This window comes from Belnapia rosea (assembly GCF_900101615.1).
Lineage (GTDB): Bacteria > Pseudomonadota > Alphaproteobacteria > Acetobacterales > Acetobacteraceae > Belnapia > Belnapia rosea.
Genome location: NZ_FMZX01000001.1, coordinates 1,035,944 through 1,055,664, shown reverse-complemented (window position 1 = coordinate 1,055,664; position 19,721 = coordinate 1,035,944). Strand labels below are relative to the sequence as shown.

Below are 19,721 nucleotides of genomic sequence, written 5' to 3'. Positions count from 1 at the left end.
AATGGTTTGCCGAGATCTGCCCGCCACCTTGCGTCAACGCAAGGTGACGTGACCCCGTCCGGCAGCATAGAATGCGCCATGGCTTCCCCCTCGGCTGGGCAGCAGGAGGCGGCGCGCCTTCTGTTGCGTCGCGAATCCCGTGCCCTGCGTGGCCGTGTCCTGCTGCCCGTCCTGCTGGGGGTGGCGGCCACGGCCTGTGCGCTCGGCACCACCTGGCTGGTCGCCCGGTTGCTCGCCACGCTGCTTGGCGCCTCCGGTGCCGGCTGGCCGGAGCTGGCCGCCGCCGCGGCGCTGGCCCTGCTCGGCGCCGCCCTCGGCCTCGCCCAGGAACGCGCCCAGCTCGCCGCCGGCGAGACGGCGCGCACCCGGCTCCGCGACATGACCTTCGCCCGGCTGCTCGCCGCCGGCCCCGCCGCCCCGCGCGGCGTCGGCGAGGCCGCCTCGCTGGTGGTGGACCGGGTGGAGGCGCTGGACGGCTATTTCGGCCGCTGGCTGCCGACCGCCATGCTCGCCCTGCTGGCCCCGCTGATGGTCATCGCCGCGGCGACCTATGCCGACCCGCGCAGCGGGTTGCTGCTCGCCATCGCCGGCCTGCTCTACCCTGTGGCGATGGCGGCGACGGGCATCGGCGCCGCCCAGGCCAGCCGCCGTCAATTCGAGGCGCTGGAGCGCCTTTCCGGCCGCTTCCTCGACCGCATGCGCGGCCTGCCCACCCTCGTCCTCTTCAACCGGCAGGAGGCGGAGGCCGAGGCGCTGGGCGAGGCGGCGAACGAGTTGCGCCGCCGCACCATGTCCGTGCTGCGCGTCGCCTTCCTCTCGGGCACCGCGCTCGAGCTGCTCTCCGCCCTGGCGCTGGCCTGCATCGCCTGGCGCCATGGTGCGCTGGAGGGTGGCGACCCGGCCGCCGGCCTCTTCTGCCTGCTGCTGGTCCCCGCCTTCTTCGCCCCGCTCCGCGCCTTCGCCGCCGCCTATCACGAGCGCCTTGCCGCGGCCGGCGCCGCCGCCGCCCTGGCTCCGCTGCTGCTCGCCGAGGAGGACGCCGGCCTCGCCCTGGAAGAGATGCCGCCCCGCGTCGTCGTGACCTTCACCGATGTGCGGCTGACCTATGACCCCGCCCGGCCCCCGGCGCTCGACGGCCTCTCCTTCCGGGTGAATGCCGGCGAGACCCTGGTGCTGGCAGGGGCCTCCGGCGCCGGCAAATCCTCCGTCCTGCGCCTGCTGATGGGCTTCAACCGGCCGGAGGCGGGGCGCATCGCCATCAACGGCCAGGATGCCCTGGCGCTGAAGCCGGCCGAGCTCCGCCGGCTCTCCTCCTATGTCGGGCAGAAGCCGCATCTCTTCCGCGCCTCGATCCGCGACAATATCCGCTTCGCCCGGCCGGATGCATCGGCCGGGCAGGTGGAGGCCGCCGCCCGGGCCGCCCAGGTGCTCGATTTCGCCGAAGGCCTGCCGCAGGGCCTCGACACGCTGGTCGGGGAGGGGGGCTGGGGCCTGTCCGGCGGGCAGGCCCAGCGCGTGGCCCTGGCCCGCGCCTTCCTGCGCGACACGCCGCTCGTGCTGCTGGACGAGCCCACCGCCCATCTCGACCCGGGCACCGAGGCCGAGGTGCTGGAAAGCCTGCAGCGGCTCTGCATGGGGCGCACCGCGATCATCGCCAGCCATTCCGCCGCCGCCCGCGCGAGCCTCGGCCGGGTGCTGGAGATCAGCCATGGCCGTGCCCTCGGCACTGCCCGCGCCGCTCAGGGCCAGGGGTAACGCCATGACCGCCGACCTCCTCCGCATCCTCGGCCTCTGGCGCGGCCGCCGGGGCTGGCTGGTGGCCGGCCTCGCCGTCACCATCGTCTCCGCCCTGCTCGGCGCCGCCCTGCTGGCCCTGGCCGGGCAGGCGGTGGCCGATGTGCTGGGCGGCGCCGCCGTCGCCGGGGCCGTGGCCTTTCTCCTGCTCCGCCCATTGATCGCGCTGCGCCCCGCTGCCCGCTGGGGCGAGCGGATGATGACCCATGCCGCCACCTTCCGGGCCCTGGCCGATACCCGCGTCTGGTTCTTCCGCCGCCTCGCCGACCGCCTGCCCTCCGGCATCGGCCTCCGCCGTTCCGGCGACCTGCTGGGCCGGCTGGTCTCCGATGTCGAGGCATTGGACGGGCTCTACCTCAAGGTGATGGTGCCGGTCGCCGCCGCCCTCGCCCTGGTGCTGGTCGTGGTGGCGCTGCTCGCCGGCCACCCGCTGCTCGCCGCCGCGGTCGCCCTGCCGCTCGCCCTGGCCCTCGCCCTGCCGCTGCTGCTGGCCCCGGGCGCCGCCCGTGCCGCCGCCGAGGCTGCCGAGGCGCAGGGCCGGCTGCGCGCCACGGCGGTCGATCCGCTGATCGGCATCGAGGACACGCTCGCCGCCAATGCCGAGCGGCAGGCCGGCGCCGCCCTCGCCGCCGAGGCGGTGCAACTCGGCCGGGCCCAGCGCCGCCTTGCGGGCCGCGCCGCCCTGGCGGGCGCAGGCGGCACGCTGCTTGGCCAGGCCGCGCTGTTGGCCGCCCTTGCCTGGGGCCTCTCGGGCGGCGGGGCGGGCGTCACGGTGCTCGCCCTCTTCCTCGTATTGGCCACCGCCGAGACGATCGGCGTGCTGCCCCGCGCCGGCACCGCCCTCGCCGCCGCGGGCGCCGGCGCCCGCCGCCTCTTCGAGGCCGCCGATGCCCCGGCGCCGCTGACCGAGCCCGCCGTGCCCGCCGGCCTGCCCGGCGGCCACGCCATCCGCATCGAGGGCCTTCGCTTCGCCTGGACGCCGGACCGGCCCCTGGTCTTCGACGGGCTCGATCTCGATCTGCCGGAGGGCACCCGCCTTGCCATCCTCGGTCCCTCGGGAATCGGCAAGTCCAGCCTCGCCGCCCTGCTGCTGAAGCTGGCCGCGCCGCAGGCCGGGCGCATCACCCTGGGCGGCGTCGATCTCGCCAGCCTCGCCGCCGAGGATGTCCGCCGCCGCATCGCCTGCCTCACCCAGGATGCGCGGCTCTTCGACGACAGCATCGCGGCCAATCTCCGCATCGCCGCGCCCCTTGCCCCCGAGGCGGCGCTCTGGCGGGCGCTCGACCGGGCCGGGATCGGCGCGCTGGTCCGCGCCCTGCCCGAGGGGCTCGAAACCCGCTGCGGCGAGGGCGGCGCCCGCTTCTCCGGCGGCCAGGCCCGCCGGCTGGCACTCGCCCGCGTGCTGCTCTCCGCCGCCCCGGTCCTCATCCTCGACGAGCCGACCGCCGGCCTCGATGCGGAAACCGAGCGCGCCTTCCTCGAGACATTGGAGGAGGTCACGGCCGGCCGCACCGTCATCCTCATCGCCCACCGCCTGACGGGGGTGGAGCGGCCGAGCCGGATCATTCGCCTCGCCGGCGGCCGGGCCTTGCCTGCCGCGGGCTAGGGACCACCTCCAGCCCATGTCCAGCATCGCGCCTACCGCACCGCCGCCGCTCGACCCGGCGAAATTCCGCGACCCCCTGGTGACGGCGCGCGGCGAGGTGCGGGCGACCGTGGCGCTCACCGGGCTCCGCACCCTCTGGGTCAATACCGGCACGCTCTGCAACATCACCTGCCGCAACTGCTACATCGAGAGCAGCCCGCGCAACGACGCCCTGGCCTACATCACCGCCGCCGAGCTGCGCCCCTTCCTCGATGAGATCGGTCAGGACGGCCTGCCGGTCGGGGAGATCGGCTTCACCGGCGGCGAGCCCTTCCTCAACCGCGACCTTCCCGCGATGCTGGAGGATGTGCTCGCCCGTGGCCATCGCGCCCTGGTGCTGACCAATGCGATGAGGCCGATGCGCAACCATGCCGCCGCCCTGCTGGCCCTGCGGGACCGTCATGGCGATGCGCTGACGCTGCGAGTCAGCCTCGATCACCACAGCGCCGTGCTGCATGACCTGGAACGGCAGGAGGGCAGCTTCGCCATCGCCCTCGACGGGTTGCGCTGGCTCGCGCAAGGGGGCTTCCGCGTCCATGTCGCCGGCCGTGCCGATTTCGGCGGGCAGGGGGAGGCGGCGATGCGGGACGGCTATGCTGCCCTCTTCGCGGCCGAGGACATCCCGATCGACGCGGCGGATCCGGTGGCGCTGATGCTCTTCCCGGAGATGGATGCGGCGGTCGATGTCCCGGAGATCACCACCGCCTGCTGGGGCATCCTGAAGAAGAGCCCCGACAGCCTGATGTGCGCCTCCTCCCGCATGCTGGTGAAGCGCCGCGGCGCGGCGGCGCCCGCCGTGCTGGCCTGCACCCTGCTGCCCTATGACGCCCAGTTCGAACTGGGCGGGACGCTGGCCGAGGCCTCCCGCCCGGTCGCGCTGAACCATCCGCACTGCGCCCGGTTCTGCGTCCTCGGCGGCGCCGCCTGCTCGCGCTGAGGCTACCGGTTCACCCTCCGCAATGTGATGGGTTTGGTTCGGGCGGGCCATGCAAGAAGACGTGGCCACCGGGTTGCCCGATTCGGGCGTGATCGCAGCCTTGAGTTGAGGTGGCGCGTTTCTTCCTCGCCACTGTCTCGGAGTTGCCCCATGCGCCGTCGCTTCCTCGCCGCCGCCCTGCCGATGCTCGCCCTCGCGGCCTGCCAGACGCCCGGCCCCGCCCCAGTGGCCTCGCGCAGCGTGGTGTTCTTCACCGCCGACAGCGCCGCTCTCGACGAGAATGCCGCCAGCCTGGTGTCCGAGGTGGCCGAGCGCGCCAAGGCCAACCCCTCGGCGCCGGTCCGCATCCGCGGCTTCACCGCCCCCGAGGGCAGCGCCGGCTTCAACCGCAGCCTCTCCGAGGCGCGCGCGCGCAATGTCGCCGATGTGCTGGTCGCGGCCGGCATCGACCGCAGCCGCATCCGCATCGAGCCGCGCGGCCCCGTCGCCTTCGAGATGATCCCGACCGAGAGCCGGCGCGTCGAGATCCTGCTCGGCGGCTGATCCTCCGCGGCCCTGCCTGCTGCGCAACAACTGCTGACGCCGGGGACGGCGCGTGGCATGAAGGCGGCATGCCCGATGTCATGGAGCCCCCGACCCATCCGGGGGCCGTTGCCGACCCGGCCGAGCTGCTGCATCGGGTCTTCGGCCATCCCGCCTTCCGCGGCCGCCAGGAGGAGATCGTCCACCATGTGATGGCGGGCGGCTCCGGCCTCGTGCTGATGCCGACCGGTGGCGGCAAGTCGCTTTGCTTCCAGGTGCCGGCGCTCTGCCGCACCGGGCTTGGCGTCGTTGTCTCGCCCCTGATCGCGCTGATGGAGGACCAGGTGACGGCGCTGCGCCAGCAGGGCGTCGCCGCCGCCGCGCTGCATTCCGACCTGCCGGAGGAGCAGGCGCGGGAGGTGAAGCGGGACCTCGCCCGCGGCGCCGTCAAGCTGCTCTACATCTCGCCCGAGCGGCTGACGCTCGAGGGCACGCTCGACTTCCTCGCCCGCCGCCCGCTCGCCCTCTTCGCCATCGACGAGGCGCATTGCGTCAGCCAGTGGGGGCATCACTTCCGCCCGGAATATCGCGGTCTCGGCTTGCTCGCCGAGCGCTTCCCCGATGTGCCGCGCCTGGCGCTCACGGCCACGGCCGACCCGCGCACCGTCGAGGACATCCGCGCCCAGCTCGGCCTGCAGGACAGCCCCGTCTTCCGCGGCGGCTTCGACCGGCCGAACATCCTGATCGCCGCCGCGCCGCGTGACAGCGAGCGCGCCCAGCTCCGCGCCTTCGTCAAATCCGCGGGCGACGGCTCCGGCGCCGGCATCGTCTATTGCGGCAGCCGCGCCAAGACCGAGCAGACGGCCGAATGGCTGCGCGGCGACGGGCATGACGCGCTCTGCTTCCATGCCGGCATGGACCCGGCGGCGAAGCGCGATTCCCATCGCCGCTTCGCCCGTGGCGACGCGGTCATCATGGCGGCGACCATCGCCTTCGGCATGGGCATCGACCGGCCCGATGTGCGCTGGGTCGCCCATCTCGACCTGCCGCGCTCGCCGGAGAGCTGGTACCAGGAGATCGGCCGCGCCGGCCGCGACGGGCTGCCGGCCCGCGCCCTGCTGCTCTATGGCGCTGGCGACATCGCGCTCGCCCGCCACCGGATCGAGGAGAGCCCGGCGACGCCGGAGCAGAAGCGCATCGAGCGCGCCCGGCTGGAAGCCATGGTCTCGATCGCCGAGGCCGCCACCTGCCGCCGCCGCATCCTGCTACGCTGCTTCGGCGAAGAGGGACCCGAGCGTTGCGGCGCCTGCGATGTCTGCCAGGACCCGCCCCGCCTCTTCGACGGCACCATCCCCGCCCAGAAGCTGCTGAGCGCCGTGCTGCGCACCCGGCTGCCGAATGGCGGCCATTTCGGCCTCGGCCATGTGGTGGACGTGCTGCGTGGCAAGCTGACGCCGAAGGTCGCGCAATTCGCCCATGACCAGCTGAAGACCTTCGGAATCGGCGCCGACCTGCCGGACCTTGCCTGGCGCGGCGTGGCACGCCAGCTCGTCGCCCGCGGCGCCCTCGACGTCGCGGTCGAGAACCATGGCGAGCTGGTGCCGACCGAGGCCGCCCGCCCGATCCTCAAGGGCGAGGAGCGGGTGATGCTGCGCGCCGAGACGCTGACCCGGCCCGCCCCGCGCGAACGCGGCCGGGGCGCGGAGCCTGCCATGGCCGGCGATGCGCTGTTCGACGCGCTGCGCGCCTGGCGGAAGCGCGAGGCCTCGGAGCAGGGCCTGCCGGCCTATGTCATCTTCCAGAACGACACCCTGGCCGCCATCGCCGAGCGGCGCCCGCAGGATGCGGAGGAGTTGGCGATGATCCCCGGCGTCGGCCGCAGCAAGCTCGAACGCTATGCCGATGCGGTGCTGCGGGTGGTGCGGGACACGCTGTAAAACGGCGCGGGGCTACTTCTTCCGCCGGAACACCGCCAACAGCACTGCCATCGTCGCGGCGCCGCCGATGAAGTGACCGGTCTCGGCACGTTTCTGCTCGCTGCGGTCGCGCCCGCGATGGCGCGCCGGCTCGGCCAGCGCCGCCTGCGCCGCCGGGCTGCCCTGGAACCCCGCCCAGGCGCGTGTGAACTCCGCGCCCAGCATGAAGACCTGCGCCGAGTAATACACCCAGAGCAGCACCACCATGGCCGCACCGGCCGCGCCGTAGCTGGTCGCCACATGGCTGCTGCCGACATACCAGCCGATCAGCGACTTGCCGATGGTGAAGAGGAAGGCCGTCACCAGCGCGCCGACGCCGACATCGCGCCAGGAGATCTCGCGGTCCGGCAGGATCTTGTAGATGGCGGCGAAGAGCACGGTCACCATCAGGAAGGAGAGCAGGAAGTTGGCCGCCCCCAGCAGCAGCAGCATCTCGGGGAACTGGTCGCGGAACCAGGTGACGAGGGCGGAGAGGACGGCGCTGGCGATCAGCGAGACCAGCAGCAAAAAACCCGTGGCCGCGACCAGGCCGAGGCTCGCCAGCTTCGCCCGCATCAGCCGGGTCACCGCGCCGCCGCGCGGTGGGCTGGCCCGCCAGACGGCGTTCAGCGCCGCCTGCAACTCGCCGAAGACGCCGCTCGCCGTCAGCAGCAGGGTGACGACGCCGATGATGGTGGCGATGGTGCCCGTGGTGCGGTTGCCCGCCCCCTTCACCATGGCCTCCACCGCCTCCGCCCCGGTCACGCCGAGCAACCCGCGCAGTTGCTCGGAAATGGCGCCGCGCACGGCATCCTCGCCGAAGGCGAGTCCGGCAATGGCGGTGGCGATCACCAGCAATGGCGCAATGGAAAACACAGTATAGTAGGCGATAGCCGCCCCGCGGCTCATCGCCTCGTCCTCGATATAGCCCTCGACGCTTTCGCGCAGCAGCGCCCAGACCCGGTTCAGCATTCAACCATCTCCTGCCGGCGGACCAACATCCGCAGGCGGAAAGGGTTGCGCCGCGGCTCAGGCGGGCGCTGGCACCAGGTGCCCCTCCCGCACCCGGAGCGCCCGCTGGTGGTATTGAGCGACCGCCGGCCGATGCGCGATGGAAACCAGGGTGGTGCCCGGCAGCCGCTCCTTCAGCAATTCATAGAACCGGGCCTCCGCCTCCGGGTCGAGGCTCGCCGTCGCCTCGTCGAGGAAGAGCCAGCGCGGCTTCAGCAACAGGGCCCGGGCCAGCGCGATCCGTTGCTGCTCGCCGCCCGAGAGCCGCCGCTCCCAGGCATCCTCGTCGTCGAGCCGCCCGGCGAGATGCCCGAGCCCTGCCGCCTCCAGCACCTCGCGCACCTCGGCATCGGTGAATTCGGCCGCGTCGCACGGGTAGCAGACCGCCCGGCGCAGCGAGCCGAGCGGCAGATAGGCCCGCTGCGGCAGGAAGAGGACGCCGCTGGCCGGCCCATGAACCCGCCCCCGCCCAAAGGGCCAGAGCCCGGCCAGCGCCCGGAACAGCGTCGATTTGCCGCTGCCCGAGGGGCCGGCGATCAGCACCGCCTCGCCCGCCGCGATCCGCGCCGAGGCGCCCTCGATCAGCACCCGCCCATCCGGCAGGCCGACCGTCACATCCTCCAGCACCAGCGCGTCACCGCCATCCGGCACCGCCTGGATGCCGGTCCCCGCCGCCGCCCGCGCCGCCTCGATCGCTCCGATGAAGCCGGTGGCACGCAGCACCGTCGCCCGCCATTCCGTCAGGGCGGAGTAGTTGTCGACGAACCAGGAGAGCGCGCCCTGCACCTCGGAGAAGGCGCCCGAGGTCTGGGTCAGCCCGCCGAGCGGGATCCGGCCGGCGAAATAGGACGGGGCGGCGACGACGAAGGGAAAGACCACCGCCACCTGCGAATAGGCTGCGGTGAAGAAGGTCAGCCGCTTGGTCGCCACCATCAGCGCCCACCAATTGCCCATCACCGCGCCGAAGCGCTCGCGCAGCCCGCGTTTCTCATCCGCCTCGCCGCCATAGAGGGCGATGCCCTCGGCATTGTCGCGCAGCCGCACCAGGGCATAGCGGAAATCCGCCTCCACCCGCTGCTGCTGGAAATTCAGCCGGATCAGGCTGCGGCCAACGAGATGGGCGAGGCCGGTCCCGACCAGCGCATAGAGCAGCGCCACCCACACCATGTAGCCGGGGATGGTGATGCCGAGGATGGTCGCCGGGCCCGACAGGCCCCAGAGCACCAGGATGAAGCTGAACAGCGTCACCGTCGAGCGCATCAGCCCAAGCCCGAGGGCCAGGCTGTTGTCGACGAACATCCGCAGATCCTCGCTGATGCGCTGGTCCGGGTTGTCGGTGCCTGGGTCGGCGAGCGCCACGCGGTAATAGGCGCGGTCGGCCAGCCAGCGGTCCAGCACCTCCCGCGTCAGCCAGGACCGCCAGCGGATCTGCAAGGCCTGGCGGAGATAGAGGGCATAGACCGCGATCAGGATGTAGAGCGCCGCGACGAAGACGAAGCCCGGCATGGGCCCGGACTCCGTCTGCCGCCACCAGAACAGCAGGGCCCAGAAGGCTTCGGCGTCCTTCTCCTGCAGGCTGTTGAAGAATTCGCGGTTCCAGTAGCTCAGCAGCACGCTCATCCCGACCAGGGAGAGGTTCAGCACGATGACGACGCCGAGCAGCAGCCGCGCCCGCCAGCGCTCCTCGCTGCGCCAGTAGGGGGCCGCCAGGCGCCAGGCGTCCGACAGGAAATGGCCGATGCGGCGCATGGCGCAGTCACTCCAGGAGGCGAAGGGGTAGGGGGTCAGCGGCGGCGCAGCGCGGCCTCGAAGGCGGCCAGCCACCGCTCGACCCGGCGGCGGTTCACGCCGAGGTCGGACCAGCCGAAGAGGCTCCGCGAATAGAGGAACAGCCCGGCGCCGGCGGAGCCCGGCACCAGCTCGGCGGCGATGATGTCCGGGTAGTTCATCAGCCCGGAGCGCTCGACCCATTGCGCCTGGCGCCGCTCCGGCCAGTCGCGGATCAGGGTGGTGCGGGGGAAGCCCTCGCCGAGCCGGCGCAGCACCGGCCATGCGGTCGCCGCATCGACGGGGAGGGGAGGCACGGCGATATGGGCCTGCGGATGCCCGCCGGGTGGCGCGGCGAGGCAGGTATTGGGCGAGGGCGGCAGCACCAGCCGGGCGAATTCCACCGGCTCGGCCGGCGGCAGGCCACCGGCGCCGCGGCCGAACAGCGCCCCGATCGGCGCGCTCATGCGCCCGCCGGCCGGCGCAGGCGGATGACGCCGCGCACCTGTTCCGGCGGCACCGGCTTGCCCTTACGCAGGATCTCGATGCCGCCCTCGCGGCTGAGCGCGACCGCCGCCTCGCGCACCCGGCCCATCAGCGGCCGCCAGGCCTCGCCGGGGGCCAGCGCCCGCGCCACCTCGCTTGGACAGATGGACTTGCCCTCGCCGCGCTCGGCGGTCTGGCGAAGGATCTCGGCGGCGATGGCCGAGGCGTCTGGATCGGTGGTCATGATGCCGCGCACCATAGGCCGGCCGGCGATGCTGTCAGCCTGGATTTGCGCCACCGGTCCCCCCTCAACCGAGGATGGCCGCGGCCAGCGCCCGGCCGCTGTCGAAGGCCGCCTCCGCCCGCCCGGCGAGGCACCAGTCCCCGGCAAGGCCGAGCCGCGCCGCGGGCAGCCAGAGGCAGGGCTCGCCGAGCGGCTGCTCCACCAGCGAGTAGCGCCAGCGATGCGCCTGCAGATGGATGGGTGGGGGCGCCACCGGCAGCTCCGCCAGCAGCCGGGGCGCGACCTCCGCCGCATCGGCCTCCAGATGGGCCCGCGACCAGCCCGGCCCCGCCTGGATCACCCAGCATTCGGTCGCGGCGTCGCGGCCCGGCTTGCCGCTGTCCCGCGCCAGCCAGCCGACCGGGCCCGCCTCCGGCCGCAGCGTCTCCGGCCAGTCGGGCCGGGTGCCGAAGGCGGCGAGCACCGTCCAGCAGGGCGCGATACCGACCGCCGCGAGCCGTGCTCGCAGGCCCGGCGCCGGCCGCGCCACCAGCGCCGCGGCCTGGGCCGGCGGCAGCGTGACGGCGACCGCATCGAAGGGGCCGTCCTCCGCCGGTGCCGCCTCGGGCAGGGCCTGGCCGGGCCGGATGCGAGACGCCTCGTGATGCCGCACCATCCAGGCGCCGGGGGCACCGTCGAGCGCCACCACATGGCGTGCCGCCCGCAGGTCGAGCCCGCCGGCCAGCGCCCGCGGCAGTGCCGACATCCCCGGCACGCCGACGAAGCGCCCGGCCTCGCCCCAGCCGGCCGCACCAGCTTCAGCCAGCAGCGCGGCGAAGCCGGCTCCGCGCGCCGTCAGGTATTGCGCGCCATGGTCCCATTGCAGCCGCTGGCCGGCGGCCTCGGCCCGGCGCGTCGCCAGCCGCCCGCCGGCGGCACGGCCCTTGTCGAACAGGGTCACGGTCGCGCCGCGCGCCGCAAGGCCGCGGGCGCAGGCGAGGCCGGACAGGCCGGCACCGATGACGGCAATGCGGGGCTGGGTCATGCGAGCCCAGGAATGGGCCTGCAATCCGCATCCGCAAGGGCCAGGCGCTCAAGTGGGATGTCGATCCGGCAGACCAGCCCTGTCACCGGCCAGGACTGCCGCACCGTGCCGCCGAGCTGGCCCTGCACCGTCGCTTCCAGGAGGCGGGAGCCGAAGCCCCGCCGGCTTGGCGGCCGATGGACCGGCGGCCCGCCGGATTCCTCCCAGGACAGGTGCAGCATCTCCGTGGCGGGGTCGATCCGCCAGCGCAGCATCACCTGTCCCGCCGGGGCCGAGAGCGCGCCATGCTTGGCCGAATTCGTCGCCAGCTCATGCAGGATCATGGCCAGCGGCTGCACCGCCTGGGGGAGGAGTTGCAGGTCCGGCCCATCGATCGTCACGCGGCGCTGCCCGGCTCCAGCCGGCAGGAAGGCCATCACCTCCCCATCCGCCAGCGCCCGCAGGCTGCTACCGGTCCAGCCATCCCCGGCGAGGCGCGCATGCGCCCGTGCCAGCGCCCCGACCCTGGCCTCCACCGCGGCCGCATAGGTCGCCGCATCCTCCCGCGGCGTGAGCCGCAGGGTTGCCTGGACCAGCGTCAGCGCATTCATCGCCCGGTGCGAAACCTCGCGCGTCATCAGCGCCACACGCTCCTCGGCGCGGCGCTGGTCGGTGATGTCGTCCACCACGAGTACCAGCCGCGGTGGGTCGAGCTTCGCGTCGAGGATGGGCGCCAGGTCGAGCCGCAGCCAGGCCACGCCACCATCGGGGCGATGATGGCAGAGGGTCCGGCTCGCGCTGCCACGCTGCTGCAGCTCAAGCCGGTAGTCGCCGAGCGCCGTGGCGCCGAAGAGCGAGACGAGGTCGGTCTCGTTCAGCAGCGCGGCCTCCGGCATGCCGAGGATCGCGCAGAACCGCGCATTGACCATGAGGAGGATGCCCGATTCCAGCTCGGCCTGGCCCATGCCGATGCCGGCCGCCTCGAAGCTGGCACGGAAGCGCACGGCCTGGTGATGCAGCGCCGCCTCGCGCCTTTCCCGCGCCCCCGCCGCCTGGCTGAGGGCAGAGGCCGCGCGGTCGATCTCGCGCAGGCCCGTGCGCGTCAGCGGCGCTGCTGGCGGCGCCTCGCCAAGGGTGCCGAGCCAGGCGACGCCCCGGGCGATGCGCTTCGCCAGCAGCAGGGCCAGCAGCAGCCCGGCCAGGGTGAGGGAGATGCCGGCGAGCAGCGCCCAGCGGAGCGGATTGCGCAGCGTGCCGACGAGATGGTTCTCCGGCGCCGCGATGGCGATGCGGAAGCCGGACTCCCCGCCGCGCACCAGGGCAATGGAGGATTCGACGCCATCAACCCGGCGCGTCCGCACCACCCTGGGTTCCGGCCCGGCCTCGATCGCCGCCCGGACCGCCGGGATCACCGCCGAGCCGACGAATTCATCGTGGCGCTCGCTGCGGGCGACGACATGGCCCGTCCGGTCGATCACCGCAGCGACCCAACCCGCAGGAAGCCTCTGCCGGGTCAATGCCTCGGCGAGTTCGCTGGCGGGGATGGCGAGGCCGAGAGCATAGCAGAGGCAGGTTTCGGCCCCGTCGCGCCGGAGATGGACGGGCACGGCGACAACCACCTGCGCCTCGCCGCTGAGCGGCCCACGGGTCAGCTCGCCGATCTCGGTCTTCCCGCTCTGGAAAACCTGGCGGGCCGCCGGGGCTGCGAGGGCAGGCCCTTCCGGTATCCCCATGGGCAGCCGGGAGTTGAGCACCATCCGGCCATCCGGTGCCAACAGGCTCATCGGGCCAAGCCCGGCCGCCCTGGCGATGATGACAAGCTGCGGGCCGAATTCCACCGGGTCACCGCCGAAGAGGAGGGAGGGGACCGCTGCCAGGCCCAGGAGCAGGGCCTCCGCCGCCGCGAAGCGACCCTCGAGTGCGAGGCCGAGGGCGCGCGCAGTCCCGATCATCTCCGCCTCGGCCCAGTCCCGGGCGCGCGTTTCGGCCCGGTGGATGATCAGCCCGGTCACACCCAGCAGGCCGAAGGATACCATCGCGTAAATCGCCACCATGCGATGGCGCAGGCTGGCGCTCCGGGGCTGCTTCCCGACCCTGGTGATGAACGACATCCGCATCTCCCGCAGGCCGCGGGGCCCGCGATGTGCAAGACCCACCGGAGCCGGGCCGCGCCCGAAACTTGGGTCAGTCTGACTGGCTTCGTAACTCTAATTATTACGTCTCGATCAAATTTCGCGGATTTGTGATCGGTTTACCACAAAATCACACAACCGAAACGTGCATCAGAGGGTTGATAGTTACGAGAAGGATGAGCGATTCGCCTGTCAGGCGAATCGCTCCGTTGTTGGGCCCGGTTCTGGCACCGCCGCGATCTCACGGATGATCTTTCGCCGCACGGCTGCCTCGAAGGCCTGGAACCCCTCGGCGACGACGAGGAAGGCGCCCGGGCCACCGATCACCTCCTCCCGGTAATAGGTATCGAGCGGCGGCAGCGAGGCGGCGAGGGAGAGCGGGGCCGGTGTCTTGTCGAGCACCGCGAGGCCGTTCAGCACGATGCCCTGCGCCAGCGCCTCGGCCCGCGCATCCGCCACCGGGCGGCCGGAATTGTTCACCCCGTCACCCGAGATATCGACCACCTTGCGGGTGCCCTCGAAGCCCTGGCCGAATTGCCTGGCGGCATAGTCCATGGCACCGGAGATCGAGGTGTAGAGCCAGGTCCGCCTTGGCGCATTGCCGATGGCATCGGCGAAGCGGTTGGCCGAGGCAGCGCCATCCAGCAGCATCCAGGGCACCACCGTGTTCTGGATATGCCAGTCGGACCAGGTGAACATGGTGACCGCGATGGCCCCGACGGGTCCGCCCATGATGCCCTCGATCAGGCGCGGGTCACGGAAGGCCGCCTCGTAGCCGGAGAATTGCATCTCCTGCTCCTCGGGATCGACGGAGCGGCTGACATCGACGGCCAGCACGAGTTCCACATCGACCGGCGTCGCGGCCCGCGCCTGCCCGGCCCGCAGCAGGGCAGGCATCGCCAGGGCAGCGCCCAAAATCTCACGTCTACGCATACGACCCCTTTCAGGCCGATGGCCGGCGCGGTGCGCACCGGACCCCGGCGTGGATAGGCGAGGCCGTGACTGTCATCCTTCCCGAACAGAATCATCATACTGCAGATTTATGCTGCAGTGCAACATGGCCTCTGGGTGGCAGAAGCCGGCGCCAGGGATGGTGGTGGAGCCGCCGGGTACCCGGCGCGCAGCACCGCCTGTAGGTCCAGCGCCCCTGCCGCCGTCCCGCCCCGGCCTGCTCTCAGGCCAGCGCCATCTCCATCACCCGGATGCCGTGCAGCGCTTCCCGCCCCGACAGGTCCCGGATCTGATGCCGGCAGGAGGTGCCGTCGGCGACGACGAGCTGCCCGGACGGCACCGCCCGCACCGCCGGCAGCAGCGAGAGCTCCGCCATCGCCTTCGACACCTCGAGATTGGCCGCCTCATAGCCGAAGCTTCCCGCCATCCCGCAGCAGGAGGAGGTGAGGGGCACCACCTTCAGCCCGGGGATCATCGTCAGCATGGCGACGGCCGGCGAGAAGGCGGCGAAGGCCTTCTGATGGCAGTGCCCATGCACATGCGCGGCCTCGGCCACCGGCTTGAGCGCCAGCTTCGGCTTCTCGCGCGTCATGAACTCGCCGATCAGGACGGTCCGCGCCGCCAGCGCCTCCGCCTCCGCCCCTGGCAGCAGGGAGAGGAATTCGTCCCGCAGCGTCAGGGTCGAGGAAGGCTCGATGCCGATGACCGGCGAAGGGAAGGGGGCAAGCGCCGCCAGCGTTCGCCGCGCCTCGGCCCGCGCCTCCTCTACCAGCCCGGCGGCAAGCAGCGTCCGCCCCTCGTCGAGCGGCCGTGACCCGCGCGCGGGCCGCGCCACGGATGGCCGGTAGCCCGCCGCCCGCAGCACGCGGATCGCGGCACGCAGGTTGTCCGGTTCGAAATACCGGTTGAAGACATCCGGGAAGAGGATGACCTCGCCCTCGCGCCCATCCGGCGCCGGCAGCTCGGCATCCTGGAAGGCATCGCGCCGGAAGCGCGGCAGGCTGCGCTCGGCGGCGAAGCCGAAGATCCGCTCCGTCAGCCGCGGCAGGCCGGGGATCCAGCTCCGCGCATTCGCCGCCTCCGGCAGCATGGCGGCGAAGGGCGCCCAACGCGGCAGGGTGGCGATCAGCCGGTCCTTGGCCGATAGCCCGCGCTCCCGCGCCCGCGCCGCCATCGCCTCGATCTTCATCTTCGCCATGTCGACGCCGGTCGGGCATTCGCGCTTGCAGCCCTTGCAGGAGACGCAGAGCGAAAGCGCGTCATGCACAGCATCCGAGGCGAGGCCGCCCGGCAACTGCCCGGTGAGCGCGAGGCGCAGCGTATTGGCACGGCCGCGCGTCAGATGGGCCTCGTCCCGCGTCGCCCGGTAGCTCGGGCACATGACATTGGCATCCGACTTCCGGCAGGTGCCATTGTTGTTGCACATCTCGACCGCGCCGAGCATCCCGCCCGTCGTCTCGCCCTGGGGGGCCGCCCAGGGCGACCAGTCGAGCACCGGCGCGAAGCCCGGATCGGCGGCGTAGTCGGGTGCGTAGCGGAACAGCGTGCGGTCATCCATCCGCGGCGCCCGCACCACGCGGCCCGGGTTCAGCAGGCCGGCGGGGTCGAAGGCATCCTTCACCTCCTCGAAGGCCGAGGTGATGCGTGGCCCGAACATCGGCGCGTTGAACTCGGAGCGCACGATGCCGTCGCCATGCTCGCCGCTATGCGAGCCCTTGTACTCGCGCACCAGGGCGAAGCACTCCTCGGCGATGGCGCGCATGCGCCGCACATCCTCCGGGTCCTTCATGTTGAGCACCGGCCGCACATGCAGGCAGCCGACGCTGGCATGGGCGTACCAGGTGCCCTTGGTGCCGTAGCGTTCGAACACCCCGTTCAGCCGTTCCGTGTAGTCGGCGAGGTCGGGCAGGGCGACGGCGCAATCCTCGATGAAGGAGACCGGCTTCCCGTCCCCCTTCATGCTCATCATGATGTTGAGCCCGGCCTCCCGTACCTCGGCCACCGCGGCCTGGAAGGCGGGGTCGATGCAGCGCACGACGCTGCCGGGATAGCCGAGATCGCCCATCATCTCCTCGAGCGCATCGAGGCTGCGGGCAAGCGGCGCATCCTCCTGCCCGTGGAATTCGACGATCAGCAGCGAGTCCGGCTCGCCGCGCACCATGCGGTCGATGGTCGCGCGGAAGATCGGGATGGAGCGGCCGAGATCGATCATCGTCCGGTCCACCAGCTCCACCGCCTCCGGGTCGAGCGTGACCAGGTGCTGGGAGGCCGCCATGGCGGCGCGGAAGGTCGGGAACTGGCAGATGCCGAGCGCCTTGCGCGGCTTCACCGGCCATAGTTTCAGGTCCAGCGCGGCGGAGAAGGCGAGCGTCCCTTCGCTGCCGACCAGCAGCCGGGCCAGGTTGCCGCGCCCCTCGGCGCGTGCCGCCGGAGTGAGGCTCTCGATGTTGTAGCCGCCGACGCGCCGCAGCTGGTTGGGGAAGCGCGCGGCGATCTCCTCCGCCTCCCGCGCCCCGAGCGCGCGCAGCCGCTGGATGAGGTCGGCAATCCCTGCCGGCACATCGCCGCCGAGATTGTCCGGCAGCTCGCCGAAGCGGAACCGGCTGCCATCGGCGAGCAGCGCGTCGATCGCGCGCACATTGTCCGCCATCAGCCCATAGCGGATGGATTTCGCGCCGCAGGAGTTGTTCCCCGCCATGCCGCCGATGGTGCAGCGCGCCCAGGTGGAGGGATCGACGGGAAAGAACCTCTTCTCCTTCGCCAGCGCCGTGTTCAGCGCGCCGAGGGTGATCCCGGGCTCCACCCGCGCGGTGTCGCCCTCCACGCTGAGGACCCGGCGGAGATGTTTGGTGCAGTCGATCACCAGCGCCCGGTTCACCGTCTGCCCGCACTGGCTGGTCCCGCCACCCCGCGGCAGCACCGGCACCCCTGCCTCGCGGCAGATCGCCAGCGCCGCCTCGACATCCGCCAGGCTGCGCGGCACCAGCACGCCGACCGGCTCGATCTGGTAGATGCTCGCATCCGTCGCGTAACGGCCGCGATCGGCCGCGCTCCAGAGCACCTCGCCCTCGGTCTCGCGCCGCAGGCGTTCGGCCAACCGGCTGTCGCCGATCCGGTCCTTGGGGATGGTGAAGGCGTTCATGCGCGGTTTCTAATCCTGGGCGGCCCGCTTGTCCGATCTATAATGCTCATCAATCCGACAAGCCCTTCTCATTGGCGCGGACGCATGGATCGGGCGCATAAGCCGCGCCACAGCGGAGACCCAGAGCATGGCCTATTACCAATCCTCTCCCGCCGCCGGCCGGCATTTCCTGCAGATCCCGGGCCCGACCAATGTGCCGGACCGCGTGCTCCGCGCCATGGACAACCCGACGATGGATCATCGCGGCCCGGATTTCGGCCGCTTCGGCGCCCAGCTGCTGGAGAAGCTCCGCACCGTCTTCAAGACCGAAGGCCCGGTCATCATCTACCCCGCCTCGGGCACCGGCGCCTGGGAGGCCGCGCTGGTCAACACCCTCTCGCCCGGCGACCGGGTGCTGATGTGCGAGACCGGCTGGTTCGCCACCCTCTGGCGGGAGATGGCCGAGCGCCTTCAGCTCAGGCCCGAATTCATCCCGACCGACTGGCGCCGCGGCGCCGACGTGCCCGCCATCGAGGCGGCGCTGCGCGAGGACAAGGCGCACGGCATCAAGGCCGTCTGCGTCGTCCATAACGAGACCAGCACCGGCTGCACCTCCCGCATCGACGAGGTTCGCCGCGCCATCGACGCCGCCGGCCATCCGGCCCTGCTGCTGGTCGATACCATCTCCTCCCTTGGCTCCATCGATTACCGCCATGACGAATGGGGCGTCGATGTCACCGTCGCCGGCTCCCAGAAGGGGCTGATGCTGCCGCCCGGCCTGTCCTTCAACGCCGTCTCCGCCAAGGCGCTGAAGGCGACCGAGACGGCGAAGCTGCCCCGCAGCTTCTGGGACTGGCACCCGATGCTGAAGGCGAACGAGACCGGCTACTTCCCCTACACGCCCGCGACCAACCTGCTCTACGGCCTCGATGCCGCCATCGACATGCTGAACGAGGAGGGGCTGGACAGCGTCTTCGCCCGCCACGACCGCTTCGCCGAGGCGACGCGCCGCGCCGTGCGGCACTGGGGCCTCGAGGTCCAGTGCGAGGATCCGCGCCACTACTCGTCCTCGCTCACCGCCGTTCGCCTGCCGGAGGGCCATGGCGCCAATGCGTTGCGGGCGACGATCCTCGAGCGGTTCAACATGTCCCTCGGCAACGGGCTCGGTCCGCTGAACGACCGGGTCTTCCGCATCGGCCATCTCGGCGATTTCGGCCCGCTCTCCCTCATCGGCGCGCTGGGCGGTGTCGAGATGGGCCTCGCCGCCGCTGGCGTGCCGCATCAGGCCGGGGGCGTCCAGGCGGCGATGGGCTACCTGAACGGCAACGCCTGAGCGGCCGCGGCCGGAAGCTTCCGGCCGCGGCCAGATTGATCTGGCGCATTTCGCTTCCCTGGCACGTTGGCATGATGTCCTGCCCCGCACCCGGCCCCATCCTTGGGGCGGGCGCGCGGCGATATCCGGGACGACCCCAATTCGCGTGGCACGAAGCCGCGCCCAGAGGAGAGCCATGGCCGAGATCGACCATATCGTGGTGGGCGCCCGCACACTCGAGGAGGGCGCCGCCTTCGTCGAGGAGCATCTGGGGGTGAAGCCCCGGCCGGGCGGCGTCCATGCCGGATTCGGCACCCACAACATGCTGCTCGGCCTCGGCCGCGCCTGCTACCTCGAGGTGATCGCCCCCGACCCGGCCCAGCCGGAGCCGGAGCACCCCCGCCTGTTCGACCTCGATGACCCGGCGATGAAGCTGCGGCTGGAGGCCGGCCCCGGGCTGATCGCCTGGGTCGCCCGCACACCGGTGATGGATGCCGTCGTCGCCCGCCTCGGCCCCAGGGCCGGGGAGGTGAAGTCCATGTCCCGCGGCGACCTCTCCTGGCGCATGGCCTTCCCGCCGCAGCGCCAGGACATGGACAACCTGATCCCCGCCCTGATCCAGTGGCAGGGGGAGGGTGCCTCCGCCCGCCTGCCGGACAGCCATGCCCGCCTGCTGCGGCTGGAGGGGGAGCATCCCGAGGCGGATTCGGTGAATGCGGCGCTCGGCGAGCGGGGCCTCGAGGAGGCGCTGAAGGTGCGCCGCAGCCCGCATGCCAGGCTGGTGGCCCGGCTCCGCCGGCCCGATGGCACGGAGGTCACGCTCTCCTCCGGCTAAGGCCAT

At 72.2% G+C, this 19,721-nt stretch carries 15 protein-coding genes; 7 read left to right on the top strand and 8 right to left on the bottom strand.

The window, feature by feature from the left end; translation table 11 throughout:
* Positions 1-78 precede the first annotated feature (78 nt).
* The 5 genes from cydD to recQ all read left to right on the top strand — a co-directional run bounded on the left by cydD (position 79) and on the right by recQ (position 6,835).
* Positions 79-1,755: a thiol reductant ABC exporter subunit CydD gene (gene cydD, locus BLR02_RS05075; RefSeq protein ID WP_090661068.1), complete on the top strand. Its 1,677-nt coding sequence runs from the start codon at positions 79-81 to the stop codon at positions 1,753-1,755.
* Positions 1,756-1,759: 4 nt separating this feature from the next.
* Entirely contained in the window at positions 1,760-3,400 is a 1,641-nt protein-coding gene (gene cydC, locus BLR02_RS05070; RefSeq protein ID WP_090661601.1) for a thiol reductant ABC exporter subunit CydC, read from the top strand.
* Between the two features lie 16 nt (positions 3,401-3,416).
* Positions 3,417-4,376 (top strand): radical SAM protein, encoded by a 960-nt coding sequence (locus BLR02_RS05065; RefSeq protein ID WP_090661065.1) that lies wholly within the window; start codon positions 3,417-3,419, stop codon positions 4,374-4,376.
* 150 nt (positions 4,377-4,526) lie between these two features.
* Entirely contained in the window at positions 4,527-4,919 is a 393-nt protein-coding gene (locus BLR02_RS05060) for an OmpA family protein (protein ID WP_090562211.1), read from the top strand.
* Between the two features lie 68 nt (positions 4,920-4,987).
* Positions 4,988-6,835 carry a DNA helicase RecQ gene (gene recQ, locus BLR02_RS05055; RefSeq protein ID WP_245704615.1) on the top strand — a complete coding sequence of 616 codons (1,848 nt, stop codon included), beginning with the start codon at positions 4,988-4,990 and terminating at the stop codon, positions 6,833-6,835.
* Positions 6,836-6,847: 12 nt separating this feature from the next.
* Here the strand turns inward: recQ and BLR02_RS05050 are convergent, their stop codons facing one another.
* The 8 genes from BLR02_RS05050 to BLR02_RS05015 all read right to left on the bottom strand — a co-directional run bounded on the left by BLR02_RS05050 (position 6,848) and on the right by BLR02_RS05015 (position 17,589).
* Positions 6,848-7,825: a YihY/virulence factor BrkB family protein gene (locus BLR02_RS05050; protein WP_245704614.1), complete on the bottom strand. Its 978-nt coding sequence runs from the start codon at positions 7,823-7,825 to the stop codon at positions 6,848-6,850.
* 57 nt (positions 7,826-7,882) lie between these two features.
* Entirely contained in the window at positions 7,883-9,613 is a 1,731-nt protein-coding gene (locus BLR02_RS05045) for an ABC transporter ATP-binding protein/permease (RefSeq protein ID WP_090661062.1), read from the bottom strand.
* Positions 9,614-9,648: 35 nt separating this feature from the next.
* A complete protein-coding gene (locus BLR02_RS05040) occupies positions 9,649-10,098 on the bottom strand; it encodes a DUF1499 domain-containing protein (protein WP_090661029.1) in 450 nt (149 codons plus the stop codon).
* Complete coding sequence (locus BLR02_RS05035) at positions 10,095-10,361, bottom strand: DUF3253 domain-containing protein (RefSeq protein ID WP_090562875.1); 267 nt, start codon at positions 10,359-10,361, stop codon at positions 10,095-10,097. The genes BLR02_RS05040 and BLR02_RS05035 overlap by 4 nt, the downstream gene beginning before the upstream one ends.
* A gap of 64 nt (positions 10,362-10,425) precedes the next feature.
* Positions 10,426-11,385, bottom strand: coding sequence for an NAD(P)/FAD-dependent oxidoreductase (locus tag BLR02_RS05030; RefSeq protein ID WP_090661026.1), 960 nt, complete (start codon positions 11,383-11,385; stop codon positions 10,426-10,428).
* Positions 11,382-13,475, bottom strand: coding sequence for an HWE histidine kinase domain-containing protein (locus BLR02_RS05025; protein WP_143018038.1), 2,094 nt, complete (start codon positions 13,473-13,475; stop codon positions 11,382-11,384). The genes BLR02_RS05030 and BLR02_RS05025 overlap by 4 nt, the downstream gene beginning before the upstream one ends.
* A gap of 213 nt (positions 13,476-13,688) precedes the next feature.
* Positions 13,689-14,393: a DUF1194 domain-containing protein gene (locus BLR02_RS05020; protein WP_245704613.1), complete on the bottom strand. Its 705-nt coding sequence runs from the start codon at positions 14,391-14,393 to the stop codon at positions 13,689-13,691.
* Positions 14,394-14,670: 277 nt separating this feature from the next.
* Positions 14,671-17,589, bottom strand: coding sequence for an FAD-binding and (Fe-S)-binding domain-containing protein (locus BLR02_RS05015; protein WP_176849376.1), 2,919 nt, complete (start codon positions 17,587-17,589; stop codon positions 14,671-14,673).
* Between the two features lie 127 nt (positions 17,590-17,716).
* Here BLR02_RS05015 and BLR02_RS05010 point away from each other — a divergent pair, with 127 nt between their 5' ends.
* Positions 17,717-18,901: a pyridoxal-phosphate-dependent aminotransferase family protein gene (locus BLR02_RS05010; protein WP_090661020.1), complete on the top strand. Its 1,185-nt coding sequence runs from the start codon at positions 17,717-17,719 to the stop codon at positions 18,899-18,901.
* 175 nt (positions 18,902-19,076) lie between these two features.
* Positions 19,077-19,715 (top strand): VOC family protein, encoded by a 639-nt coding sequence (locus tag BLR02_RS05005; protein WP_090562228.1) that lies wholly within the window; start codon positions 19,077-19,079, stop codon positions 19,713-19,715.
* Positions 19,716-19,721 lie beyond the last annotated feature (6 nt).